Here is an 18499-nt window from a genome sequence, read left to right as displayed (position 1 = left end):
CTGTCTCACTGCTAGTACTCCAGCAGTTCTGCAATCGCCTGTGGTAGGCTCTGAGCCACCCGTGTGGGCGGTACCGGGCCCCTGCGTCCACCCAATGAGGCGAGGGCCGCCCGGCCATGCAGGTACACAGCCAAAGCGGCAACACGCGCGTAGACGTCGTCCTCCAGCGGCGTGCCGCGCTGTGCAGCGGCGGCAACTTTCTGCGCCAATAGTGCCCCTAAAATACCGGTGAGAGTGTCTCCGCTGCCGGCAGTGGCCAACCAGGCGGTAGCCCCGCGCACACTGTAAACGGTGTCTGCGGGCGAGGCGATCAGACTATACCCGCCTTTGAGCATAACGGTTGCCCCGGTAAGCGCGGCAGCGGTTTTCACCCACCGCAGCGGCTGGCGGGTAATATCGTCCCTGCTGGGGGCGGGGGTGTTCTGCATCAGCTCGGCCCACCGCCCCGTCAGCCCGTTAGCGAGCGCCGCCAGCAGCCGCTGCAGCTCACCGGCGTGGGGGGTGAGTATTTTATGGGCGGTGAGGCGTTTACCGGTGAGCAGGTACTCCGCCACGGTATCCACAGCCCCGGCGTCAAGTACCGCCGGTTCAAGGGCCTCAATGAGGTACCGGTTGGTGGGTTCGCTCGATGTGGTGCCGCTGCCCCCGGCCCAGGCGTGCACCTGCTGCTGGCGTGCAGGCCCGCTGAAACACACGGCTTCGGGGTTGTGGGCGAGCATCAGGGCGTGTAATTTCTCGTCATTCACACCGAAGCGCACCATACCCACCCCGGTGTTAATGGCCGCATGAACACTCATGAGTGCCGCGCCCGGATACTCGGGTGTTCCGGTGAGCATCCCTACCACTCCCCGCGTATATTTGTGTGATTCTACGGTGGGGGTCTCAAGCTCACGGCGGTAATCTTTGGTCTCTAGCACCCGCAGCGCCGGTTCGGTGTTATCAAGGGCGTGCGGCACCCCCAGGGTGTGCAGCCGAATGCTGCCGCAGTGTTCGGCGGTGCCGGTGCCAGTCGGCAGTTTATGCCCAATGAAGGTGACGGTACGCACCGCCGCAAGGGACGGCTCATTCAGGGTGCCGTCGTTGCTGTCTACCCCACTGGGGATGTCACAGGCGATAACGGGCGGTAGTGTGCCCAGCTGCTGCAGGGACCGCAAATACCCCAGGTACTCCCCCGCTTCCCCGCGCACAGGCCCGCGCGCACCGGTGCCGAGGATCCCATCAATGATTAATGAGTAGTCGGAGATATTACGCAGGCTCTGCTCTGTGTGCAACACCCGGGTGCCTTCCCCAGCCTCACGGGCGATAAGCTCAAGGTTACGCCCCGTGGGGTCAAACAGCACCGCGTCAATACTGTACCCAAGCCGATGCAGCCGCACCCCCGCATACACGGTGTCGGCACCGTTATTGCCGGGCCCTACCAGCAGCAGCACACGCCCGCTGTGCGGCGGCGCCCCGTGGCTAACGAGGGTATCGTATGCTTCTTCGGCGAGCGCATCGGCGGCGCGCTGCATCAGGTAGCCGTTATAATCGGGTGCCTGCACGTATGGCTTTTCGGCTTCGCGGATGCTTTCGCCGGTGTAGATGAGTTTCATGGCCTCTCCTTAGGCTGGTGCCCTCACACGTTTCTACGGTGTTTCGCCTGGGGGCTCTGGGGCGAGCACGGTAATGCGGTAGCTTTCGGGGTTGAACCGGCGCAGGTGCTCCAGTTCGCTGGTGTTGAGGTATTCTGCGGTGGCGATAGCCACGGCCACAGGTTCGTCGTGAGTGAGGCTCAGGTGCAGGCGGTTAATGCCGAGCGAGCGGGCGCGGGCCGCGATGGTTCCGCTGACCACCAGGTAGGGCTGGCCGGATTCGGTGCTGGCTACTTCGCAGTCTTGCCAGTTGAGCCCGGCGGGTGCGCCGAGAACTTTGGCGAGGGCTTCTTTCGCGGCGAACCGTACGGCTTGGGAGCGTAGGTTGCGGGTGCGCTCGCTGGCGGTGAAGACGCGTCGCACGAAGGCGGGGGTTTCGGTCACTATCCGCTCGAATCGTTCGATATTGACGGTATCTACGCCGATGCCGATAATCATCTCTCACCTTCTTCCCGATGCGGTGTTTTATGTTTAAGTCTAGCTAGGTTGTGTGGGTTTCAACAGGTTTCGCTTTGCTCTCAGCACCGCTGCAGACTATTTTTCCGGGTGTGGGGTGCCTATTAGGGCATGTAGCTGCAGCAGAGTGGGTTTCGGGCTGGTATAAGAAAACGCCCGGCAGCACCTGGGGTGCACGCCGGACGCTTGTGGCAGTTCCTGACAGAGCGGGGTTGCGCTACTCCACGGTCACCGACTTGGCGAGGTTACGGGGCTGGTCAACGTCCAGTCCCTTCGCTTCTGCCAATGCGCACGCAAAAATCTGCAGCGGCACGGTGGCCAGCAGAGGCTGCAGCAGAGAAGGCGCAGCGGGAACAGTGATCAGACGATCCGCGTAGTCCTTAACGGCTTCGTCTCCTTCTTCGGCGATCACGATGGTGAATGCCCCGCGGGCGCGCACTTCCTGAATATTGGAGACGACCTTGCCGTGCAGGGATTCACGCCCCTGCGCGGAGGGCACAATGATGATGACGGGCTGGCCCTCTTCAATCAGGGCGATAGGACCGTGCTTCAGCTCGCCGGCGGCGAAGCCTTCAGCGTGGATGTAGCTGATCTCTTTGAGTTTAAGCGCGCCTTCAAGAGCAACGGGGAACCCAACGTGACGGCCCAGGAAGATCACCGAAGAGGTGTCTTTCATCTCGGCGCCGAGTTCTTTCACGAGGGTATCGTTGTCGATCACCTTCTGGATCTTGGCGGGCATCTTCTGCAGCTCACCGAGGATCGCGGAGATTTCGTCCTTGTACTTATTGCCGCGAAGCTGCGCCAGGTACAGACCCAGCAGGTATGCTGCGGTAATCTGCGCCAGGAACGCCTTGGTTGATGCAACCGCGATCTCGGGTCCAGCATGGGTGTACAGTGCCGCATCGGATTCACGCGGCAGGGTTGAACCGTGGGTGTTGCAGATGGAGATGACCTTAGCGCCCTGCTCGCGGGCGTGACGCACCGCCATGAGGGTATCCATGGTCTCGCCGGACTGCGAGAGAGCCACAATCAGGGTCTTCTCGTTCACGATGGGGTCGCGGTAGCGGAACTCATGAGCGAGCTCGACCTCGGTGGGGATACGGCACCAGTGCTCGATAGCGTAGCGCGCAACCTGGCCCGCGTACGCTGCGGTACCGCAAGCTACCACGATGATCTTATCGATCGAGCGCAGCACGGAGTCGTCGATATTGAGTTCGTCCAGAACGAGGTTGCCTTTTTCGTCCATGCGTCCCATGAGGGTCTGCTCAACGGCGGTGGGCTGCTCGTGGATTTCCTTCTCCATAAACGAGTTGTAGCCGCCCTTTTCCGCCGCTGCGGCGTCCCATTCGATGTGGAAGGGTTTACCTTCGGCGGGGTTGCCGTCAAAGTCAATAATCGAGTAGTCGGTGCTGGTGATGGTGACAATCTGGTCCTGCCCCATCTCCACGGCTTCTTTGGTGTGATCGATAAACGCCGAAACGTCAGAGCCCAGGAAGTTCTCGTTCTCCCCCAGGCCGATCACCAGCGGGGAGTTACGGCGGGTGGCCACCACCTGGTCGGGGTGGTCTGCGTGCACCGCAAGGATCGTGAACGCACCCTCCATACGGTTTGATGCCACGCGCACGGCCTCGGTCAAGTTACCGGTGCCGAGCTTGTTATAGCTGCTTGCGATCAGTGCGGCAGCTACCTCGGTATCGGTCTGGGACTGGAACTCGGCCCCTTCAGCGAGCAGTTCGGCGCGCAGTTCAGCGAAGTTTTCAATAATACCGTTATGCACTACCGCAAGGCGGCCGTGATCGACCACGTGCGGGTGCGCATTAGTGTCGGTGGGCCCGCCGTGGGTGGCCCACCGAGTGTGACCGATACCGATCCGTGATTCGGTGAGAGGAGCTTGCGCAACCTCGTTCTCCAGGTTAATGAGCTTGCCCGCTTTCTTGCGGAATTCGATGCCGTCGGGGCATACGAGCGCAACACCGGCAGAGTCATAGCCGCGGTATTCCTGGCGGCGTAGACCTTCTAGAACCACATCATATGCATTGTGGCTAAATTTATGACCGTCTGGTGCTGAGCCCAGACCTACGTATCCAACGATTCCACACATACTCAAAAGTCTATCTTATTGCTAGCGGTTCTCTGCGCGTTTGGGGGCCGGTTGGGCCTGTGAGCACAATGGGGTTCACCACCCCCGTTTCTTTTCGTTAGGTACGCCACATACCCAGGACGTTGTTCCCTGTCGGGGGCGCTAAGGGTCCGGTTTAGCGTGCCGGTGACAAAAACCCTACACTTGAGGTCATGAGCTCAGCATCTACTTCTGCCGCTTGGTCGCGTTTTACCGAGCTGGAACGCACCCGCTGGTCGCGTCTTTCCGCCGAAATATCGGTGCCGCTGACCGGCGCAGAGATCGAAGACTTAAGGGGTTTAGGCGAGACGATAAACCTTGAAGAGGTGCAGCAGGTGTATCTTCCGGTGTCTCGTCTGCTGAACCTGTATGTGAACGCCGCCTCGTCGCTGAACCATATGACGAACGATTTTTTGGGGGTTTCGCAGCGGCGGGTACCGTTCATCATTGGTGTGGCGGGCTCGGTCGCTGTGGGCAAGTCCACAACCGCCCGCGTGTTGCAGGCGTTATTACGCCGCTGGCCTTCCACCCCGAAGGTGCAGCTCGTCACCACTGACGGCTTCCTGTACCCTAATGCCGAGCTGCAGCGTCGCGGCATTATGCACCGTAAGGGCTTCCCCGAGTCTTTCGATCGCAGAGCCCTGCTGGAGTTTGTATCCGCCGTCAAATCGGGTGTGCCGCAGGTTTCGGCACCCAAGTACTCGCATCTGTATTACGATATCCTGCCCGATGAGCGGATTGAGGTGAACACCCCGGACGTGCTGATCCTGGAGGGGCTGAACGTGCTCGCCCCCGCCGGTACGGAAGGCCCCGAAACATCGGATTTGACGCTCAGTGATTTTTTCGACTTTTCCATCTACGTGGATGCGCTCACTGAAGATATTCAACGCTGGTACGTGGAACGTTTCCTTTCCTTGCGTTCTTCGGCGTTTTCTAACCCCAATTCGTATTTTAGGCGTTATGCTGAGCTGGACGATACGCAAGCGGCAGAGGTTGCTACCGGTATCTGGAAGTCCATTAACGAGCCGAACCTGGTACATAATGTGCTTCCGACCCGTGCCCGTGCTCACCTGATACTGCAAAAGGGCGCTAACCACAGCGTGCAGCGGGTGCTTTTGCGTAAAAACTAGATGCGTTCGTGTGGCGTGCGCATCACCGACGAATGGAGATATTATGACCGTGCACCGAACAGCCGATATTTTTTCGCGCCGTGCCGCGCTTGCTCTCGCTGGCGGCGGAGCGGGCGCCTTATTATTGGCGGCCTGCGGTTCGGGTGATGGTACTTCGGGTGTATCAAACTCGGCTTCTTCTACTGGTTCCGCTTCTGAAGGGTCGGGTGGTGCGGGCTCAACGGCTGCGGCTGGCTCCAGCCCTTCGGCCGCATCGGCGAGCACCGAGACGAACCCGGGGTCGTTAAGAGTGATTGTGAACAAGATGCGCCCGTTCTCCCCTAAGGAGTGGGAGCCTGAGGACCTGGTAGATTTTGAGGGACATCAGCTGCGGGCTGAGGCGGCCGAAGCAGCGAAGAAAATGATGCGGGCCGCGAAGCAGGAGGGTGTGGAGCTGACGGTTAGCAGCGCCTACCGTTCGTACGCGGTACAGCAGCAGACCTATCAGCACTGGGTTGAGGTGAACGGCAAGCAGAAGGCAGATACACTCTCGGCCCGCCCCGGATATTCGGAGCATCAGACCGGTCTTGCCATTGATTTTGGGTCGGCGCAGGAGGGGTGCTTGCTGGAAGAGTGCTATAAGGACACGAAGGCCGGGCGGTGGCTGGCCGAGCACGCCCCCGAGTACGGCTATATCCTGCGCTTCCCTCAGCAGCAGCAGGGTATTACTGGCTACATTTTTGAGCCGTGGCACTACCGGTATTTGGGCGTTGAGCTTGCCAAGGAGTACACAGCTTCAGGAGCGGACACTTTGGAGGAGTTCTTTGGCACGGGGGCTGCCCCGAATTATGAGGAGTCTTAGAGCGGTGACTGACCGTCACTGAGGGCTCACCCTGAACGACAGGCTTAACTGTATATTTAGTGAAGTACTGAGGGGGCACATATGGAGAGTGTGTCCCCTCTTATGCTCGAATTTATGCGGTTAATAAATGCATCTCTGATAGACTGCTGAACATTTCCAGAAAGTTATTTGTGAATAAAAACACAAGGGTTTTTGTCTATATTCTGAGACACCTCTCGAAATCTGCACCTGATTATGGTTATCCTTAATCACATGCTTAAAGGTTTTAAAGATTTTATTCTCCGTGGCAATGTCCTTGATCTTGCGGTCGCTTTCATCATGGGTGCTGCGTTCAACGAGGTCGTGAAGGCTCTCGTTAATTCTATTCTGATGCCTGCCATTTCTATGGTTGTTGGCGTTCAGAATTACGATAACTTCCTGGCATTTGGCGATGTCAAGGTTGGCGTGTTCCTGACTGCTGTTGTCAACTTCTTGCTGGTTGCTGCCGCCCTGTACTTCGCGGTAGTGATGCCTATGAAGAAGCTCAACGCAAGGGTCAGCAAGAAAAAGGCTGAAGATATGGAAGACACTGAGCTGTCCCTGTTGAAGGAGATCCGCGACTCCCTCGCCACCAAGAAGTAAGCTTCCCGTTCGTACCTGTATTTAACAGGCTTAACCTATCCCGTTCTTTCCCACCGGAAAGAGCGGGATAGCTGCTTTAAAGCGTCATACCCACAACAGGGACACCAATAATGAAAGGGCACCGACGGAGCAAGCCGTCGGTGCCTTGTGCGCATTATAGGGTTTATACGAGTTTCAGCTCTTTAGTGACAACATCAGCCAGCTGCTGGGCGACCTCGTCAGCCTGTTGTTGAGCTGCGGCTTCCACCATTACCCGCACCAGCGGCTCGGTACCGGAGGCACGCAATAGCACGCGCCCGCTGTGCCCCAGTGTTTTCTCGGCATCAGTCACTGCGGCGGTGAGTGCCTTATTGGTTTTCACACCGGCCCTGTCTACGTTCTTCACGTTAATGAGGCGCTGCGGGGTGGGCTTCATGCGGGCTGCCAGCTCCGATAGTTTCTTCCCGCTCCGGGCCACTTCGGCCGCCAGGTGAAGGCCTGTCAGCACACCGTCTCCGGTGGTTGCATAGTCGCTCATAATCACGTGCCCGGATTGTTCGCCACCCAGGTTATAGCCGTTTTCGCGCATGGCCTCCAGCACGTAGCGGTCCCCTACCCCAGTGCGCACTAGGTTAATGTCGTGCTCTTTCAGATATAGTTCCAGCCCCAGGCTGCTCATGACGGTCGCCACGAGTGTATCCTGCGCCAGAGTGCCAGCGTTTTTCGCTGCTACAGCAAGAATCGCCATAATCTGGTCGCCGTCCACGAGCTTGCCGTTCTCATCCACGGCTTGGCACCGGTCAGAGTCGCCATCGTGAGCAATACCCATGTCGGCGCCGTGTTTTATGACGGCTTCTTGCAGCTTCTCGGGGTGGGTTGAGCCCACACCGTCGTTAATATTCGTGCCGTTCGGTTCCACAGCTAGAGTAACTACCTCAGCGCCCAGTGCCTCAAATGCGGCGGGCGAGACGGAGTAAGCGGCACCATTCGCGCAGTCAAGCACAATCTTTTGGCCCGCCAGCGGTTTTTCTTCCGATAGGGTGGATACCAGATGATCCACGTACACTGAGGCGCCATTACTGAGCGGACGCACAGTACCTACCGCACCGCCGGTGGGGTACCGGAATGCTTTGAGCTTATACACGTGCTCAATGGCGTCTTCGACCTTGTCCTCAAGCTTCTGACCGCCGCGTGCTAAGAACTTAATGCCGTTATCGGCAGCAGGGTTGTGTGAGGCAGAAATCATCACCCCAAAATCGGCATCGGTGTGGGCTACCAGGTAGGCCGCAGCCGGGGTGGGGACTACCCCCGCGTCAAGCACATCAACACCGGCGCTGGCGAAACCAGCCTTCATTGCCGCGCAAATGAAGTCTGCGGATGCCCGAGAGTCGTTAGCGATAACTGCCCGGGGACGTACCCCGTCAGCAACGGTATCGAATCCCAGTACAATAGCTGCTGCCTGGGCAAGTTCTAGAGCGAATTCCGGGGTGATCGCCGAATTGGCGAGGCCACGCACCCCGTCGGTTCCAAATAGTCTTTCAGTCACACTCCCATTCTACGGGGTACTGAGAGATTCTTCAGGCAGGTTTGGTCAATAGCAATGATCACATCATTAAAATTTTTATTAAATATTCATTTAAAAAATTAAGATTATATAAATTAATTGCGCCCTGCAAGGAAAAACTTGCGGGACGCAACTGCATTCTTCTATCAACCCGATAATAGATTATTCGTTAAATTTTTTTATGTATTACCCGTATTATTCGGAGTGTAATAGCAATAAAGTTTTATAGCACCGCACCCACCCGGTGTATCAGTGACTTTTTCCAGGTGGGTGCAGGCCTCAGGGTCTACCCTTGTACATGGGCTAGGCTACTGAACGACGGGGAAACCTTCCGGGTCGCTGCCGCCTTCCTCCTCAAATACATCGGTTGCCGACCGAACAATAAGGGGGTCGCAGGTGCCCACCACTTCATGGTCCTTAGAGGGGTAGTCGAACTGCGAGAGCACATAGCGCATTGCCTCCAGACGGGCACGCTTCTTATCATTCGACTTAATTACGGTCCACGGGGCATCGCCGGTGTGAGTGTAGAAGAACATTGCCTCCTTGGCGGCAGTGTAATCGTCCCACTTATCGAGTGAGGCAAGGTCGGTGGGTGAGAGCTTCCACTGTCGCACCGGGTCGGTCCGGCGCGAGTTAAAACGCGCCAGCTGCTCCTGCTTGGTGACAGAGAACCAGAACTTAATGAGCTTAATACCGGAATTCACCAGCATACGTTCCAGGTCGGGAACCTCACGCATGAACTCAAAGTACTGCGTCTGGGTGCAGTATCCCATCACCCGTTCAACACCGGCACGGTTGTACCAGGAACGGTCCATCATCACGATCTCCCCGCCTGAGGGAAGGTGTTTAATGTACCGCTGAAAGTACCACTGGGTCTGTTCAATGTCGGTGGGTTTCTCCAGCGCAACCACACGGGCGCCACGCGGGTTCAGGTGTTCGGTAAAGCGCTTAATAGATCCGCCCTTACCAGCGGCATCGCGCCCCTCAAAGATGATCAGGATTTTCTGACCCGTGGCTTTTGCCCACAGCTGGAGCTTCAAAAGCTCAATCTGCAGGGCTCGCTTTTCTTTCTCGTAGGCTTTACGCCCCAGTTTCGTATCGTACGGATAGCCGATTTTCCAGGCATCGCTCTTATTGTCGTCTTTTTTGCTGCCGTTTAGTGCGTGCGTTAAGGAAGCCATTTCGTCCAATTCCGCGGCATAGTCTTCCACTACCGAGGTACGGCGAAGCTGAGGCCTAAGAGCCTGCTTAATGGCTGCCCGCTTATCGGAGGTGGATGCGCCACTTTTTTCGGTCTCAAAGACAGCCTTCTCACTTACAGAATGGGCTGTAACGGACTGAGCTTCTACAGTGGTGGCCTGCTCCGTTGCGGGGTTTTTCTCCGTCATACTGTCTCTTCCTGTTGTGTCTACTATGACCTTTTAACTGTATCGAAATCACCCTCTAAGTGACAACCGTTACAGTTACACGTACCCTTATGGTTACTACCCAAGCCCCGCTGCTGTGCCCTTTCAGCGGCGCTATTACCGTGGGCCTACTCCCCTGTGATATATGTGTCTTTCAACGCCCATACAAACGGGGCACTCTGCACGCACCGCCGCTCTACCTCTGCTCTGTTATCCCACTACTAAACCGCAGCAGCAAGAAGAGCTCCAGACTGACCTCGATAGCTTCAGGTAAAGCAAAAGCCCTGCAGCCCCACCTGAGGAGAGCTGCAGAGCCTGCAAACTGTCGCAGAACCAGCGATTAACGCTTGGAGAACTGCGAAGCCTTACGTGCCTTCTTAAGACCGGCCTTCTTACGCTCAATGACGCGTGCGTCACGGGTGAGGTAGCCTGCCTTCTTCAGCGCGGGACGGTTGTTCTCACGGTCGATCTCGTTCAACGCGCGAGCAATACCCAAACGCAGCGCACCAGCCTGGCCGGAAGGGCCGCCACCGTTAATGCGTGCGATCACGTCGTAAGCGCCCTCAAGTTCCAGAATCTTGAACGGCTGGTTCACGTCCTGCTGGTGCAGCTTATTGGGGAAGTAGCTATCCAGGGCGCGGCCGTTAATGGTCCAGTTACCGGAGCCGGGGATAACGCGCACACGCGCCACTGCTTCTTTACGGCGGCCAACTGCAGCACCTGCAACAGTCAGTGCCGGACGGCTTGCCTGTGCAGCCGCCGCGACGGGGGCTGCGGATTCCGAGGTGTAGCTGGTCAGCTCTTCCTCGACTACGATCTGCTCTTCGTTCTGAGCCACGATTTCTCCTATTGTTTCTTCGTAGGCCCGAATTACTGGGCGACCTGGTTGAATTCGTAGGTCTTGGGCTGCTGTGCCGCGTGCGGGTGCTCGGGGCCAGCGTAGACCTTCAGCTTCTTAATCTGCTGTGCAGCCAGCTTGTTCTTGGGCAGCATGCCCTTCACAGCCTTCTCAACCGCACGAACAGGGTTGGTTTCAAGAAGCTCTGCATAGTTAACGGACTTCAGACCGCCGGGGTAACCCGAGTGGCGGTATGCACGCTTCTGTTCAAGCTTTGCACCGGTCAGGGCGACCTTCTCAGCATTCACGATGATCACGAAATCGCCGGTGTCCACGTTAGGGGTAAAAGTCGGCTTGTGCTTACCGCGCAGCAGGATAGCGGTCTGGCTTGCGAGGCGACCGAGCACCACGTCGGTGGCATCAATGATGTGCCACTGGCGCTCAATTTCGCCGGGCTTAGGAGTATAAGTGCGCAAAATATTGGCCTTTGTCTCGAAATGTACATTCGGCGCTTAGTTGGGTATCACGCCTATTACTACGTGCATGACGAATCCGGGTGAGGACCGAATGCTCGCCCGTCCTAGCCCGTACCCCGCGGCACCTTAACGTCCTGCAACTAGACAGTGCCGCAGAGCGCGCTCGGGTAGAACACGCACAACTGTCAAAACTATACAGGACTTTAAACGCTTAATCCACACGGAACCCTCATCCGTGTGGATTTAAACGTTAAAATAAACCAGCACCTTTTAGGGGCCGAGCTATGACCGGTTTACCCTGCAGTTGCGGCGGTACGCATCCGGCGGGCACGTTCCGCCTGCGCCCCGTACTCTTCAGGAGCCGGGTAATAAATCTCAGCCAATGATAGGCCCTGAGGGGGTGCCAACGTCAGAGAGGCATCGCGCGCCGGGGAATCAATCAGTCCCCGCAGCCATTCGCGGGTGCGCTTGCCGCTGGCATACAGTACCAGAGCCCCAATAATGGAGCGCACCATATGGTGGCAGAAGGCATCAGCAACAATATGGGCCTCAATCAGGCCCTCTTCGGTGCGCATAAAGTTCAGAATACGCAGTTCACGAATAGTCGTAGCACCCTCACGGGGCTTACAGAACGACAGGAAATCACGCAACCCCAACAGGTCTGCGGCGGCCTCGTTCAGAACACTCGGGGTGAGCCTCTCAGGGACGCCCCACGTGAAGGTGCGCCGCAGCGGGTCGGGGCCCGCCTGCTGCCCATCGGCGATACGGTAAATATAACGACGGCCAGTCGCTGAGAAACGTGCATCAAAGTTAGCGGGCATCTCGCACACGCGGTGAATACGTATTGCCCCCTGCATTACGCCGTGCATACTCATGGGCAGGCCCAATTTTACCTCGGCCTCCCCCAGCGTGCGGCGCAGGGCCCCTGTAAGGCGGCGGTGCAGGGTGCACGCCGGGTCCTGATTACCCTCACGTCCGGTGAGTTTCTGCCATGTCTCTTCTGTTATGTCCAGATGCACAGTCTGCGCCTCAGCGTGCACACCGGCATCGGTACGGCCTGCGACCGTCACTCGGTGGGGTGAGCGCAGAATAAGTTCCAACGCAGATTCCAGAACACCTTGGACCGTCACCCGGCTGGGCTGCCTCGCCCACCCACTAAAGAACGAGCCATCATACGCCAAGTCGATACGTACCCTACGCAGCCCCGGAGCTCGCACGCTAATAGCGGCGTCAGCGAAATCATCGCCGCAGCGCATGGCTATTAAGGCTGGATCGTATTCCTGCATCTCAAAATCCTGAACGCTGTCTTCCTGCACACCTGCTTCCCAGAGGGCCAGCATCGTATTCTCCTTGTGGTTGGTTGAGTCGGTGAGTGTGAGCCAGTGCTCTTCCACCATACCCGCCAAACAACCGGTAAAGAAACTACAACGAGAAAATAAGTAAAATTTTATCAAATTGATATAAAAGCAGGCCCGCCCCCACAGAACGTGAGGGCGGGCCTGCACAAAGCATCAGATGATCGCCACGACTACTCGGCGGACACCTTCTGAGCCGCTGCGCCACCAGCCGGTGCGTAACCTGCTGCTTCAGCTGACTCGGCCGAGTCGAACCAAATCTCAGCAATAGTGTTCGCATACCAGCGGGAACCGGGCACATGGTACTTCATTGAGTCGGCGTTACCCTTCACCTCAAAGCCCTTGGGAGCCTCACCAGACTCCAGCGGGGGGTGAGCACCCGTGGGCAGGTCAGCAGACTTCCCTGCTTCCTCAGCAGCAGGCTTTGCCTCAGCCTTCTCAGCCTTGGGAGCATCAGCAGCCTTTTCAGCAACCTTGGTAGCCTCCGCAACGGCGCCCTTGGTAGCCACCGGCTCCATCACGAGCTCAATCACAGCCATGGGGGCGTTGTCACCCTTACGGTTACCAATCTTAATGATGCGGGTGTAGCCGCCGGGACGCTCCGCCATTGCCGGGGCGATCACAGTGAACAGCTCGTGCACCACAGACTTATCGGTAATGGAACGCAGCACGCGGCGTCGAGCAGCGAGATCGCCCTTCTTACCGAAAGTAATGAAACGCTCCGCCACCGGGCGCATACGCTTCGCCTTGGTGAGGGTGGTGGTGATGCGCTTGTGCTGGAACAGCTGCGCAGAAAGGTTATTGAGCATCAGACGCTCATGGGTCGGGGAACCGCCAAGGCGAGGACCCTTAGTGGGAGTAGGCATAATTATTTCTCCATAGTTTACGTTCCGTCGCTCCAGTAGCCTCAGAGCTTAGGAACCAAGTTTGACTAACCCCGGTTTACCGGGTGAACTGTACGGTCGGAATGGTCCGTGGGGATTATTCGCCGGAACCGTCTTCGTCGTCGAACGCGCGGACTACGGGCTCAAACCCGGGAGGGGAATCCTTCAGGGCTAGGCCGAGCTCGTGAAGCTTTGCCTTGACCTCATCAATGGACTTGGCACCGAAGTTACGGATATCCATGAGGTCGGCCTCGCTACGGGTCACCAGCTCACCCACAGTGTGGATGCCCTCACGTTTGAGGCAGTTGTACGAGCGGACGGACATGTTCAGGTCCTCAATCGGCAGCGCCATATCAGCGGCGATGGACTCGTCCACCGGGGACGGACCAACCTCAATACCCTCGGCAGCAACGTTGAGTTCACGTGCTAGCCCGAAGAGCTCGACTAGGGTGCTACCAGCGGATGCGACGGCATCGCGCGGTGCGATAGCTTCCTTAGTTTCAACATCCAGGGTCAGGCTGTCGAAGTCGGTGCGCTGCTCCACACGGGTCGCATTCACATTGAAGGTGACTTTCAGAACCGGTGAGTAGATAGAGTCAACCGGGATACGGCCAATCTCTGCGTCACCAATTTTATTCTGAGCAGCAGACACGTAGCCGCGGCCACGCTCGATAGTCAGCTCAGCGTTAAAGTTCGCCTTATCGTTCAGGGTAGCGATGTGCAGATCCGGGTTGTGGATTTCCACACCGGCGGGCACCTCAATATCGCCTGCGGTGAGCTCACCCTCGCCCTGCAGCCGCAGGTAGGCGACCACGGGCTCGTCGTTCTCAGAGGAAATGGAGAGTTTCTTGATGTTCAAGATAATCTCGGTCACATCCTCGGTCACACCTGCAATGGTGCTGAACTCGTGAAGCACACCGTCGATACGGACGCTGGTCACGGCAGCACCGGGAATGGAGGACAGCAGGGTACGACGGAGCGAGTTGCCCATGGTGTAACCGAAGCCCGGCTCAAGGGGCTCAATGGTGAAGCGCGAGCGGTTCGGCGCTACGACCTCTTCAGTCAGAGTGGGGCGCTGTGCAATAAGCACTTTGTTTCCTTTCGGTGGACTCCGCTATATGAGCCCACAGGTTGGGGAAAACAGGATTCAGGAAGCAGACGGTAGTCTGTACTCTGCTCGCAAGGCATAGCCCGTAACACGGGTGGCCCTGCGAGGGACAGGGACGGAACCCTACTAGACGCGACGGCGCTTAGGCGGACGGCAGCCGTTGTGCGCAACGGGGGTGACGTCCTGGATCGAGCCGACCTCTAGGCCTGCTGCCTGCAGCGAACGAATGGCGGTTTCACGACCGGAACCGGGGCCCTTGACGAATACATCCACCTTTCGCACGCCGTGCTCCTTGGCGCGGTTAGCAGCGGCTTCGGCGGCCAGCTGTGCGGCATAGGGGGTGGACTTACGGGAGCCCTTGAAACCCATGTCACCTGCGGAAGACCACGAGATCACTGCACCGGTGGGGTCGGTAATGGAGACAATAGTGTTGTTGAAGGTCGACTTAATATGAGCCTGACCAGCAACGATGTTCTTGCTAACCTTGCGGCGGGTCTTACGAGCAGCCGCGGCGCGAGTCTTGGGAGGCATTTTTGATTCTCCTACAAAGGTTTACTAATACGTTGGCCGATAGCGATGATCCGGCTGAGCAACGTTGCTTACTTCTTCTTACCTGCGACGGTACGCTTCGGGCCCTTGCGGGTACGTGCGTTGGTCTTGGTGCGCTGACCGTGAACCGGCAGGCCGCGACGGTGACGCAGACCCTGGTAGCTGCCGATTTCAACCTTGCGGCGAATATCGGCTGCAACCTCGCGGCGAAGATCACCTTCAACCTTGTAGTTGCCTTCGATGAAGTCACGAAGAGCCACAAGCTCCTGGTCGGTGAGGTCCTTAACACGGGTGTCAGGGTTCACGCCGGTAGCAGCGAGGGTTTCGTGAGCACGGGTCTTACCCACGCCGTAAATGTAAGTGAGAGCAACTTCCACGCGCTTTTCGCGGGGAATATCAACTCCAGCGAGACGTGCCATACTGGCTTCTCCTTGTTGTTTTCCAGAGGTCTATAGCATCACTGCCCGGGCGTACCCGGTCCCCGGCCTCTGAGTCCGGAGGTATCCGCCTGCGCCCCGTATAAGGGACGATGCGGAGCGGTGCCTATGACGGTTCCACCGTTCGGTGGGTTTATGGCGACCGGGGCTTAGCCCTGGCGCTGCTTGTGGCGCGGGTTTTCGCAGATCACCATGACCACACCGTGACGGCGGATCACTTTGCATTTATCGCAGATCGGCTTAACGCTCGGCTTGACCTTCATCGCATTCCTTTTGATTGCAACTTGATAACTGGCGAGATAAGAGGTTCCGTCAAAACGCGGAACTATTTATCCCTGTGAACACGACTTAAACGCCGCCGAAGCGACGTTTAATCATCGGGTTTATTTGTAACGGTAGACAATACGACCGCGAGAGAGGTCGTAGGGGCTCAGTTCCACTATCACACGATCCTCAGGCAGGATTCGGATGTAGTGCTGACGCATCTTGCCTGAAATGTGGGCAAGGACCTTGTGGCCGTTTTCCATCTCAACGCGGAACATCGCGTTAGGTAGGGCTTCCACCACGTGGCCTTCAATTTCGATGACGCCGTCTTTCTTGGCCATATCCTCCGCTAACGTCGGTGCCCGGAGCCTAATGCGCCGGGCAATCTAATATTCTGCTGTGAGCCCTCGCCGACATACGAGAGTATCGGCGCGGGGCGTTCCACACCTAAAATGGGTGCACTTAACGCCGGCACAAACTACCAGCTATTAACTTTACGACACGCCCGGCCATAACACAACTTGGGAGGCTATGCTTCACCACACACTGCTGTTATTCTTCTTCCTTGGCGGCAAGCTGACCGCAGGCACCATCAATATCAGAACCACGAGTATCGCGGATTGTCGTTGGAATACCGTGCGCCCGCAGACGCTCCACAAAATTCTGCTCCACGCCCTTACGCGATGCTGTCCATTTTGAGCCGGGGGTCGGATTCAACGGAATAGGGTTTACATGCACCCATCCGCGGCCGCGCTGCGCTAGCTTTTTCCCCAGCAAATCGGCGCGCCATCCCTGGTCATTAATATCGCGAATCAGCGCATATTCAATTGAGATGCGCCGCCCGGTCGTGCGGTAATAGTCGTATGCGGCATCCAGAGTCTCATCAACCTTCCACCGCTGGTTAATGGGAATAAGCTCATCGCGCAGTTCATCATCCGGCGCGTGCAGCGAGAGGGCAAGCGTAATCGGCAGTTTCTCCAGCTCAAACTTGCGGATACCGGGCACCAATCCCACGGTAGACATCGTCAGTCCGCGCGCGGAGATACCCAATCCCTCGGGGGCGGGATCGATCAGGCGGTGCACCGCACCCATCGTTGATTTATAGTTTGCCAGCGCCTCACCCATGCCCATAAACACAATATTGGAGACGCGCAGCGGGCGGGTATCTTCCGACCCTCCATCGGCCTTGTCAAGACCCTTCATCTGCTTCAGATAGCGTGCCCCAGCAACCACCTGCTCCACGATTTCCGCGGTCGAAAGATTACGAGTGAGCCCCTGCTGCCCGGTGGCACAAAAGGGGCAGTTCATCCCGCACCCGGCCTGCGAAGAAATGCACATGGTCACGCGGTTGTCATACCGCATAATGACCGATTCAATAAGCGCCCCGTCGAAAAGACGATGTACGACTTTGAGGGTATCCCCGCCGTCAGCTTCTAGGGTTCGCACGGGAGTTAGCAGCTGCGGCATTGCACGGGATACTATCTCGTCACGATCCTGAGCAGGCAGGTCTGTCATCTGCGCCGGGTCGTTAACCAGTCGTTCGAAATAGTGCTTTGAGAGCTGCGATGCACGGAAGGGCTGGTATCCCAGTTCCTTGAGGAATTCACGACGCCCCGCCATATCAAAATCGGCAATATGCTTGGGCGGTTTTGTGCGCCGGGGTGCTTTGAGCGCAATTTTTCCCGGTTCGGGGCGCACGCTTGAAATCTCCACGGGTACTTTGGTGGAGCGCGACGTGGAATCGGTTGAAGCTGCGGCGCAGCCAGCGAAGGTTTCGGTCATGGTTTCTTCCTGTCGTCTGTGTGGTGTGAGGTCAGTACCTCATCAGGTGAGGAACCGGTTGCCCGGCGGTATTCTGGAAGCCGGGTGGGAGGGTACCTCAAGTGCAGCAGCCGCACGGTCCGCTGTGGGGCGGTGTCTTAGTCGGCGGGGATCTCTCGCACCTCCACGCCCAGCTCCGCAAGTTCCTTAGCTCCCCCGTCCTGCGCAGTAAGCACCCAGATCCCATCCCGGTGAACAGCAACCGAATGTTCCCATTGACAGGCGTCGGAGCCATCAGCAGTCACGACCGTCCAGTCGTCCTGGAGCACGCGTGTGGCAATACCCCCGGTGACGAGCATCGGTTCAATAGCGAATGCCATACCGGGCTTAATTTTCGGGCCTAAATCACGTGCCGCATAGTTCAGTACATCTGGGCGCATATGCATTTGGGTGCCAATACCGTGCCCCACATAGTCTTCAATAATGCCGTACTTATCCCCCGCCTGCTCACGCACGAACCCTTCAATAGCAACTCCGACCTCCCCCACTTTTTTGGCGGTAGCCAACGCCGCGATACCGTGCCACATAGCAGCGCGAGTGATGTCCGAAAGTTCACGCCGTTCCTGGGACACTTCACCCACTAAGACGGTGCGTGCTGAATCACCGTGCCACTGTTTACCGGTTGCCGGGTCAATAATATAGGCGCCACCGTCAATGGAGAGAATATCTCCCTCTTTGAGCCTGTAGTCGCCGGGAATACCGTGCACCACCTCGTGGTTTACAGAGGTGCAAATACTGGCCGGGTAGTCGTAGTAGCCGTAGAAGTTCGAGGTGCCGCCCTGCTCCTGCAGGCTCTCTTCGAAGACGCGGTTAATCTCTGCGGTGCTCACTCCTGGCTGGGCGGCGGCAACCGCTGCGTCGAGCGCTCGGGACGTAATTAACCCGGCGCGTGACATATGCGCCAGTTGGGCATTGGTTTTAATCTCGACTCGTGCCACGGTGTTTACCCTTCATTCAGTGCGGTGCGGCGGGGTGCCGTATCTATCCAAGCTTAAAACGCTGTGCCCCCGCAAGTTCTTG

The 18499-nt window shown here is 57.5% G+C and carries 19 protein-coding genes; 3 read left to right on the top strand and 16 right to left on the bottom strand.

Features of this window, described 5'->3' with window-relative positions; translation table 11 throughout:
- Positions 1 to 11: 11 nt before the first annotated feature.
- The 3 genes from I6I94_RS09300 to glmS form a co-directional block, all read right to left on the bottom strand.
- Positions 12 to 1592: a bifunctional ADP-dependent NAD(P)H-hydrate dehydratase/NAD(P)H-hydrate epimerase gene (locus I6I94_RS09300; RefSeq protein ID WP_201620640.1), complete on the bottom strand. Its 1581-nt coding sequence runs from the start codon at positions 1590 to 1592 to the stop codon at positions 12 to 14.
- A gap of 33 nt (positions 1593 to 1625) precedes the next feature.
- The gene (locus I6I94_RS09295) at positions 1626 to 2069 is read right to left on the bottom strand and encodes a holo-ACP synthase (protein ID WP_006888734.1); all 444 of its coding nucleotides are present in this window, start codon (positions 2067 to 2069) and stop codon (positions 1626 to 1628) included.
- 235 nt (positions 2070 to 2304) lie between these two features.
- Positions 2305 to 4188 carry a glutamine--fructose-6-phosphate transaminase (isomerizing) gene (gene glmS, locus I6I94_RS09290; protein WP_126852958.1) on the bottom strand — a complete coding sequence of 628 codons (1884 nt, stop codon included), beginning with the start codon at positions 4186 to 4188 and terminating at the stop codon, positions 2305 to 2307.
- 191 nt (positions 4189 to 4379) lie between these two features.
- Between glmS and coaA the strand changes: the two genes are divergently transcribed.
- The 3 genes from coaA (at position 4380) to mscL (ending at position 6798) form a co-directional block, all read left to right on the top strand.
- On the top strand, positions 4380 to 5336 hold the full coding sequence (gene coaA / locus I6I94_RS09285; protein ID WP_128088044.1) for a type I pantothenate kinase: 957 nt from the start codon (positions 4380 to 4382) through the stop codon (positions 5334 to 5336).
- Between the two features lie 43 nt (positions 5337 to 5379).
- Positions 5380 to 6177: a M15 family metallopeptidase gene (locus tag I6I94_RS09280; protein WP_126852956.1), complete on the top strand. Its 798-nt coding sequence runs from the start codon at positions 5380 to 5382 to the stop codon at positions 6175 to 6177.
- Positions 6178 to 6429: 252 nt separating this feature from the next.
- Positions 6430 to 6798, top strand: a complete 369-nt coding sequence (gene mscL / locus I6I94_RS09275; RefSeq protein ID WP_126852954.1) for a large conductance mechanosensitive channel protein MscL — start codon at positions 6430 to 6432, stop codon at positions 6796 to 6798.
- Positions 6799 to 6961: 163 nt separating this feature from the next.
- Here mscL and glmM read toward each other — a convergent pair whose 3' ends face one another.
- From glmM to map, 13 genes are all read right to left on the bottom strand, one after another.
- Positions 6962 to 8323 (bottom strand): phosphoglucosamine mutase, encoded by a 1362-nt coding sequence (gene glmM, locus I6I94_RS09270; RefSeq protein ID WP_126926244.1) that lies wholly within the window; start codon positions 8321 to 8323, stop codon positions 6962 to 6964.
- 326 nt (positions 8324 to 8649) lie between these two features.
- A complete protein-coding gene (ppk2, locus tag I6I94_RS09265) occupies positions 8650 to 9729 on the bottom strand; it encodes a polyphosphate kinase 2 (protein ID WP_037234584.1) in 1080 nt (359 codons plus the stop codon).
- 358 nt (positions 9730 to 10087) lie between these two features.
- The gene (gene rpsI, locus I6I94_RS09260) at positions 10088 to 10585 is read right to left on the bottom strand and encodes a 30S ribosomal protein S9 (RefSeq protein WP_006888782.1); all 498 of its coding nucleotides are present in this window, start codon (positions 10583 to 10585) and stop codon (positions 10088 to 10090) included.
- A 32-nt stretch (positions 10586 to 10617) separates the two neighbouring features.
- Complete coding sequence (gene rplM, locus I6I94_RS09255; protein WP_006888736.1) at positions 10618 to 11061, bottom strand: 50S ribosomal protein L13; 444 nt, start codon at positions 11059 to 11061, stop codon at positions 10618 to 10620.
- Positions 11062 to 11354: 293 nt separating this feature from the next.
- On the bottom strand, positions 11355 to 12455 hold the full coding sequence (gene truA, locus I6I94_RS09250; RefSeq protein WP_201621005.1) for a tRNA pseudouridine(38-40) synthase TruA: 1101 nt from the start codon (positions 12453 to 12455) through the stop codon (positions 11355 to 11357).
- Positions 12456 to 12589: 134 nt separating this feature from the next.
- Entirely contained in the window at positions 12590 to 13282 is a 693-nt protein-coding gene (gene rplQ / locus I6I94_RS09245; protein WP_037286295.1) for a 50S ribosomal protein L17, sunset domain variant, read from the bottom strand.
- 115 nt (positions 13283 to 13397) lie between these two features.
- Positions 13398 to 14390: a DNA-directed RNA polymerase subunit alpha gene (locus I6I94_RS09240; protein WP_037234581.1), complete on the bottom strand. Its 993-nt coding sequence runs from the start codon at positions 14388 to 14390 to the stop codon at positions 13398 to 13400.
- Positions 14391 to 14534: 144 nt separating this feature from the next.
- Complete coding sequence (gene rpsK / locus I6I94_RS09235; protein ID WP_006888779.1) at positions 14535 to 14939, bottom strand: 30S ribosomal protein S11; 405 nt, start codon at positions 14937 to 14939, stop codon at positions 14535 to 14537.
- A gap of 68 nt (positions 14940 to 15007) precedes the next feature.
- Positions 15008 to 15376 carry a 30S ribosomal protein S13 gene (gene rpsM, locus I6I94_RS09230; RefSeq protein WP_005505026.1) on the bottom strand — a complete coding sequence of 123 codons (369 nt, stop codon included), beginning with the start codon at positions 15374 to 15376 and terminating at the stop codon, positions 15008 to 15010.
- A gap of 167 nt (positions 15377 to 15543) precedes the next feature.
- The gene (gene rpmJ, locus I6I94_RS09225) at positions 15544 to 15657 is read right to left on the bottom strand and encodes a 50S ribosomal protein L36 (RefSeq protein WP_004005257.1); all 114 of its coding nucleotides are present in this window, start codon (positions 15655 to 15657) and stop codon (positions 15544 to 15546) included.
- Positions 15658 to 15777: 120 nt separating this feature from the next.
- Positions 15778 to 15999 carry a translation initiation factor IF-1 gene (gene infA / locus I6I94_RS09220; RefSeq protein WP_006888715.1) on the bottom strand — a complete coding sequence of 74 codons (222 nt, stop codon included), beginning with the start codon at positions 15997 to 15999 and terminating at the stop codon, positions 15778 to 15780.
- 211 nt (positions 16000 to 16210) lie between these two features.
- Positions 16211 to 17440 (bottom strand): 23S rRNA (adenine(2503)-C(2))-methyltransferase RlmN, encoded by a 1230-nt coding sequence (rlmN, locus tag I6I94_RS09215; RefSeq protein ID WP_126926241.1) that lies wholly within the window; start codon positions 17438 to 17440, stop codon positions 16211 to 16213.
- 137 nt (positions 17441 to 17577) lie between these two features.
- Positions 17578 to 18417: a type I methionyl aminopeptidase gene (gene map, locus I6I94_RS09210; RefSeq protein WP_037234577.1), complete on the bottom strand. Its 840-nt coding sequence runs from the start codon at positions 18415 to 18417 to the stop codon at positions 17578 to 17580.
- Positions 18418 to 18499 lie beyond the last annotated feature (82 nt).

The sequence above is a fragment of the Rothia aeria genome (assembly GCF_016726365.1).
Taxonomy (GTDB): domain Bacteria; phylum Actinomycetota; class Actinomycetes; order Actinomycetales; family Micrococcaceae; genus Rothia; species Rothia aeria.
Note: the sequence above shows the minus strand (reverse complement) of the source record. Positions and strands in the feature narration are given on the sequence as shown.

What these genes read in the sequence shown, in the direction of transcription:
- coaA (WP_128088044.1), top strand. Translation starts at nt 4,380, where the DNA reads ATGAGCTCAGCATCTACTTCTGCCGCTTGGTCGCGTTTTACCGAGCTG.
- ppk2 (WP_037234584.1), bottom strand. Translation starts at nt 9,729, where the DNA reads ATGACGGAGAAAAACCCCGCAACGGAGCAGGCCACCACTGTAGAAGCT.
- glmS (WP_126852958.1), bottom strand. Translation starts at nt 4,188, where the DNA reads ATGTGTGGAATCGTTGGATACGTAGGTCTGGGCTCAGCACCAGACGGT.
- rplQ (WP_037286295.1), bottom strand. Translation starts at nt 13,282, where the DNA reads ATGCCTACTCCCACTAAGGGTCCTCGCCTTGGCGGTTCCCCGACCCAT.
- rpmJ (WP_004005257.1), bottom strand. Translation starts at nt 15,657, where the DNA reads ATGAAGGTCAAGCCGAGCGTTAAGCCGATCTGCGATAAATGCAAAGTG.
- rpsM (WP_005505026.1), bottom strand. Translation starts at nt 15,376, where the DNA reads ATGGCACGTCTCGCTGGAGTTGATATTCCCCGCGAAAAGCGCGTGGAA.
- infA (WP_006888715.1), bottom strand. Translation starts at nt 15,999, where the DNA reads ATGGCCAAGAAAGACGGCGTCATCGAAATTGAAGGCCACGTGGTGGAA.
- I6I94_RS09300 (WP_201620640.1), bottom strand. Translation starts at nt 1,592, where the DNA reads ATGAAACTCATCTACACCGGCGAAAGCATCCGCGAAGCCGAAAAGCCA.
- I6I94_RS09280 (WP_126852956.1), top strand. Translation starts at nt 5,380, where the DNA reads ATGACCGTGCACCGAACAGCCGATATTTTTTCGCGCCGTGCCGCGCTT.
- I6I94_RS09295 (WP_006888734.1), bottom strand. Translation starts at nt 2,069, where the DNA reads ATGATTATCGGCATCGGCGTAGATACCGTCAATATCGAACGATTCGAG.
- rpsK (WP_006888779.1), bottom strand. Translation starts at nt 14,939, where the DNA reads ATGCCTCCCAAGACTCGCGCCGCGGCTGCTCGTAAGACCCGCCGCAAG.
- mscL (WP_126852954.1), top strand. Translation starts at nt 6,430, where the DNA reads ATGCTTAAAGGTTTTAAAGATTTTATTCTCCGTGGCAATGTCCTTGAT.
- rlmN (WP_126926241.1), bottom strand. Translation starts at nt 17,440, where the DNA reads ATGACCGAAACCTTCGCTGGCTGCGCCGCAGCTTCAACCGATTCCACG.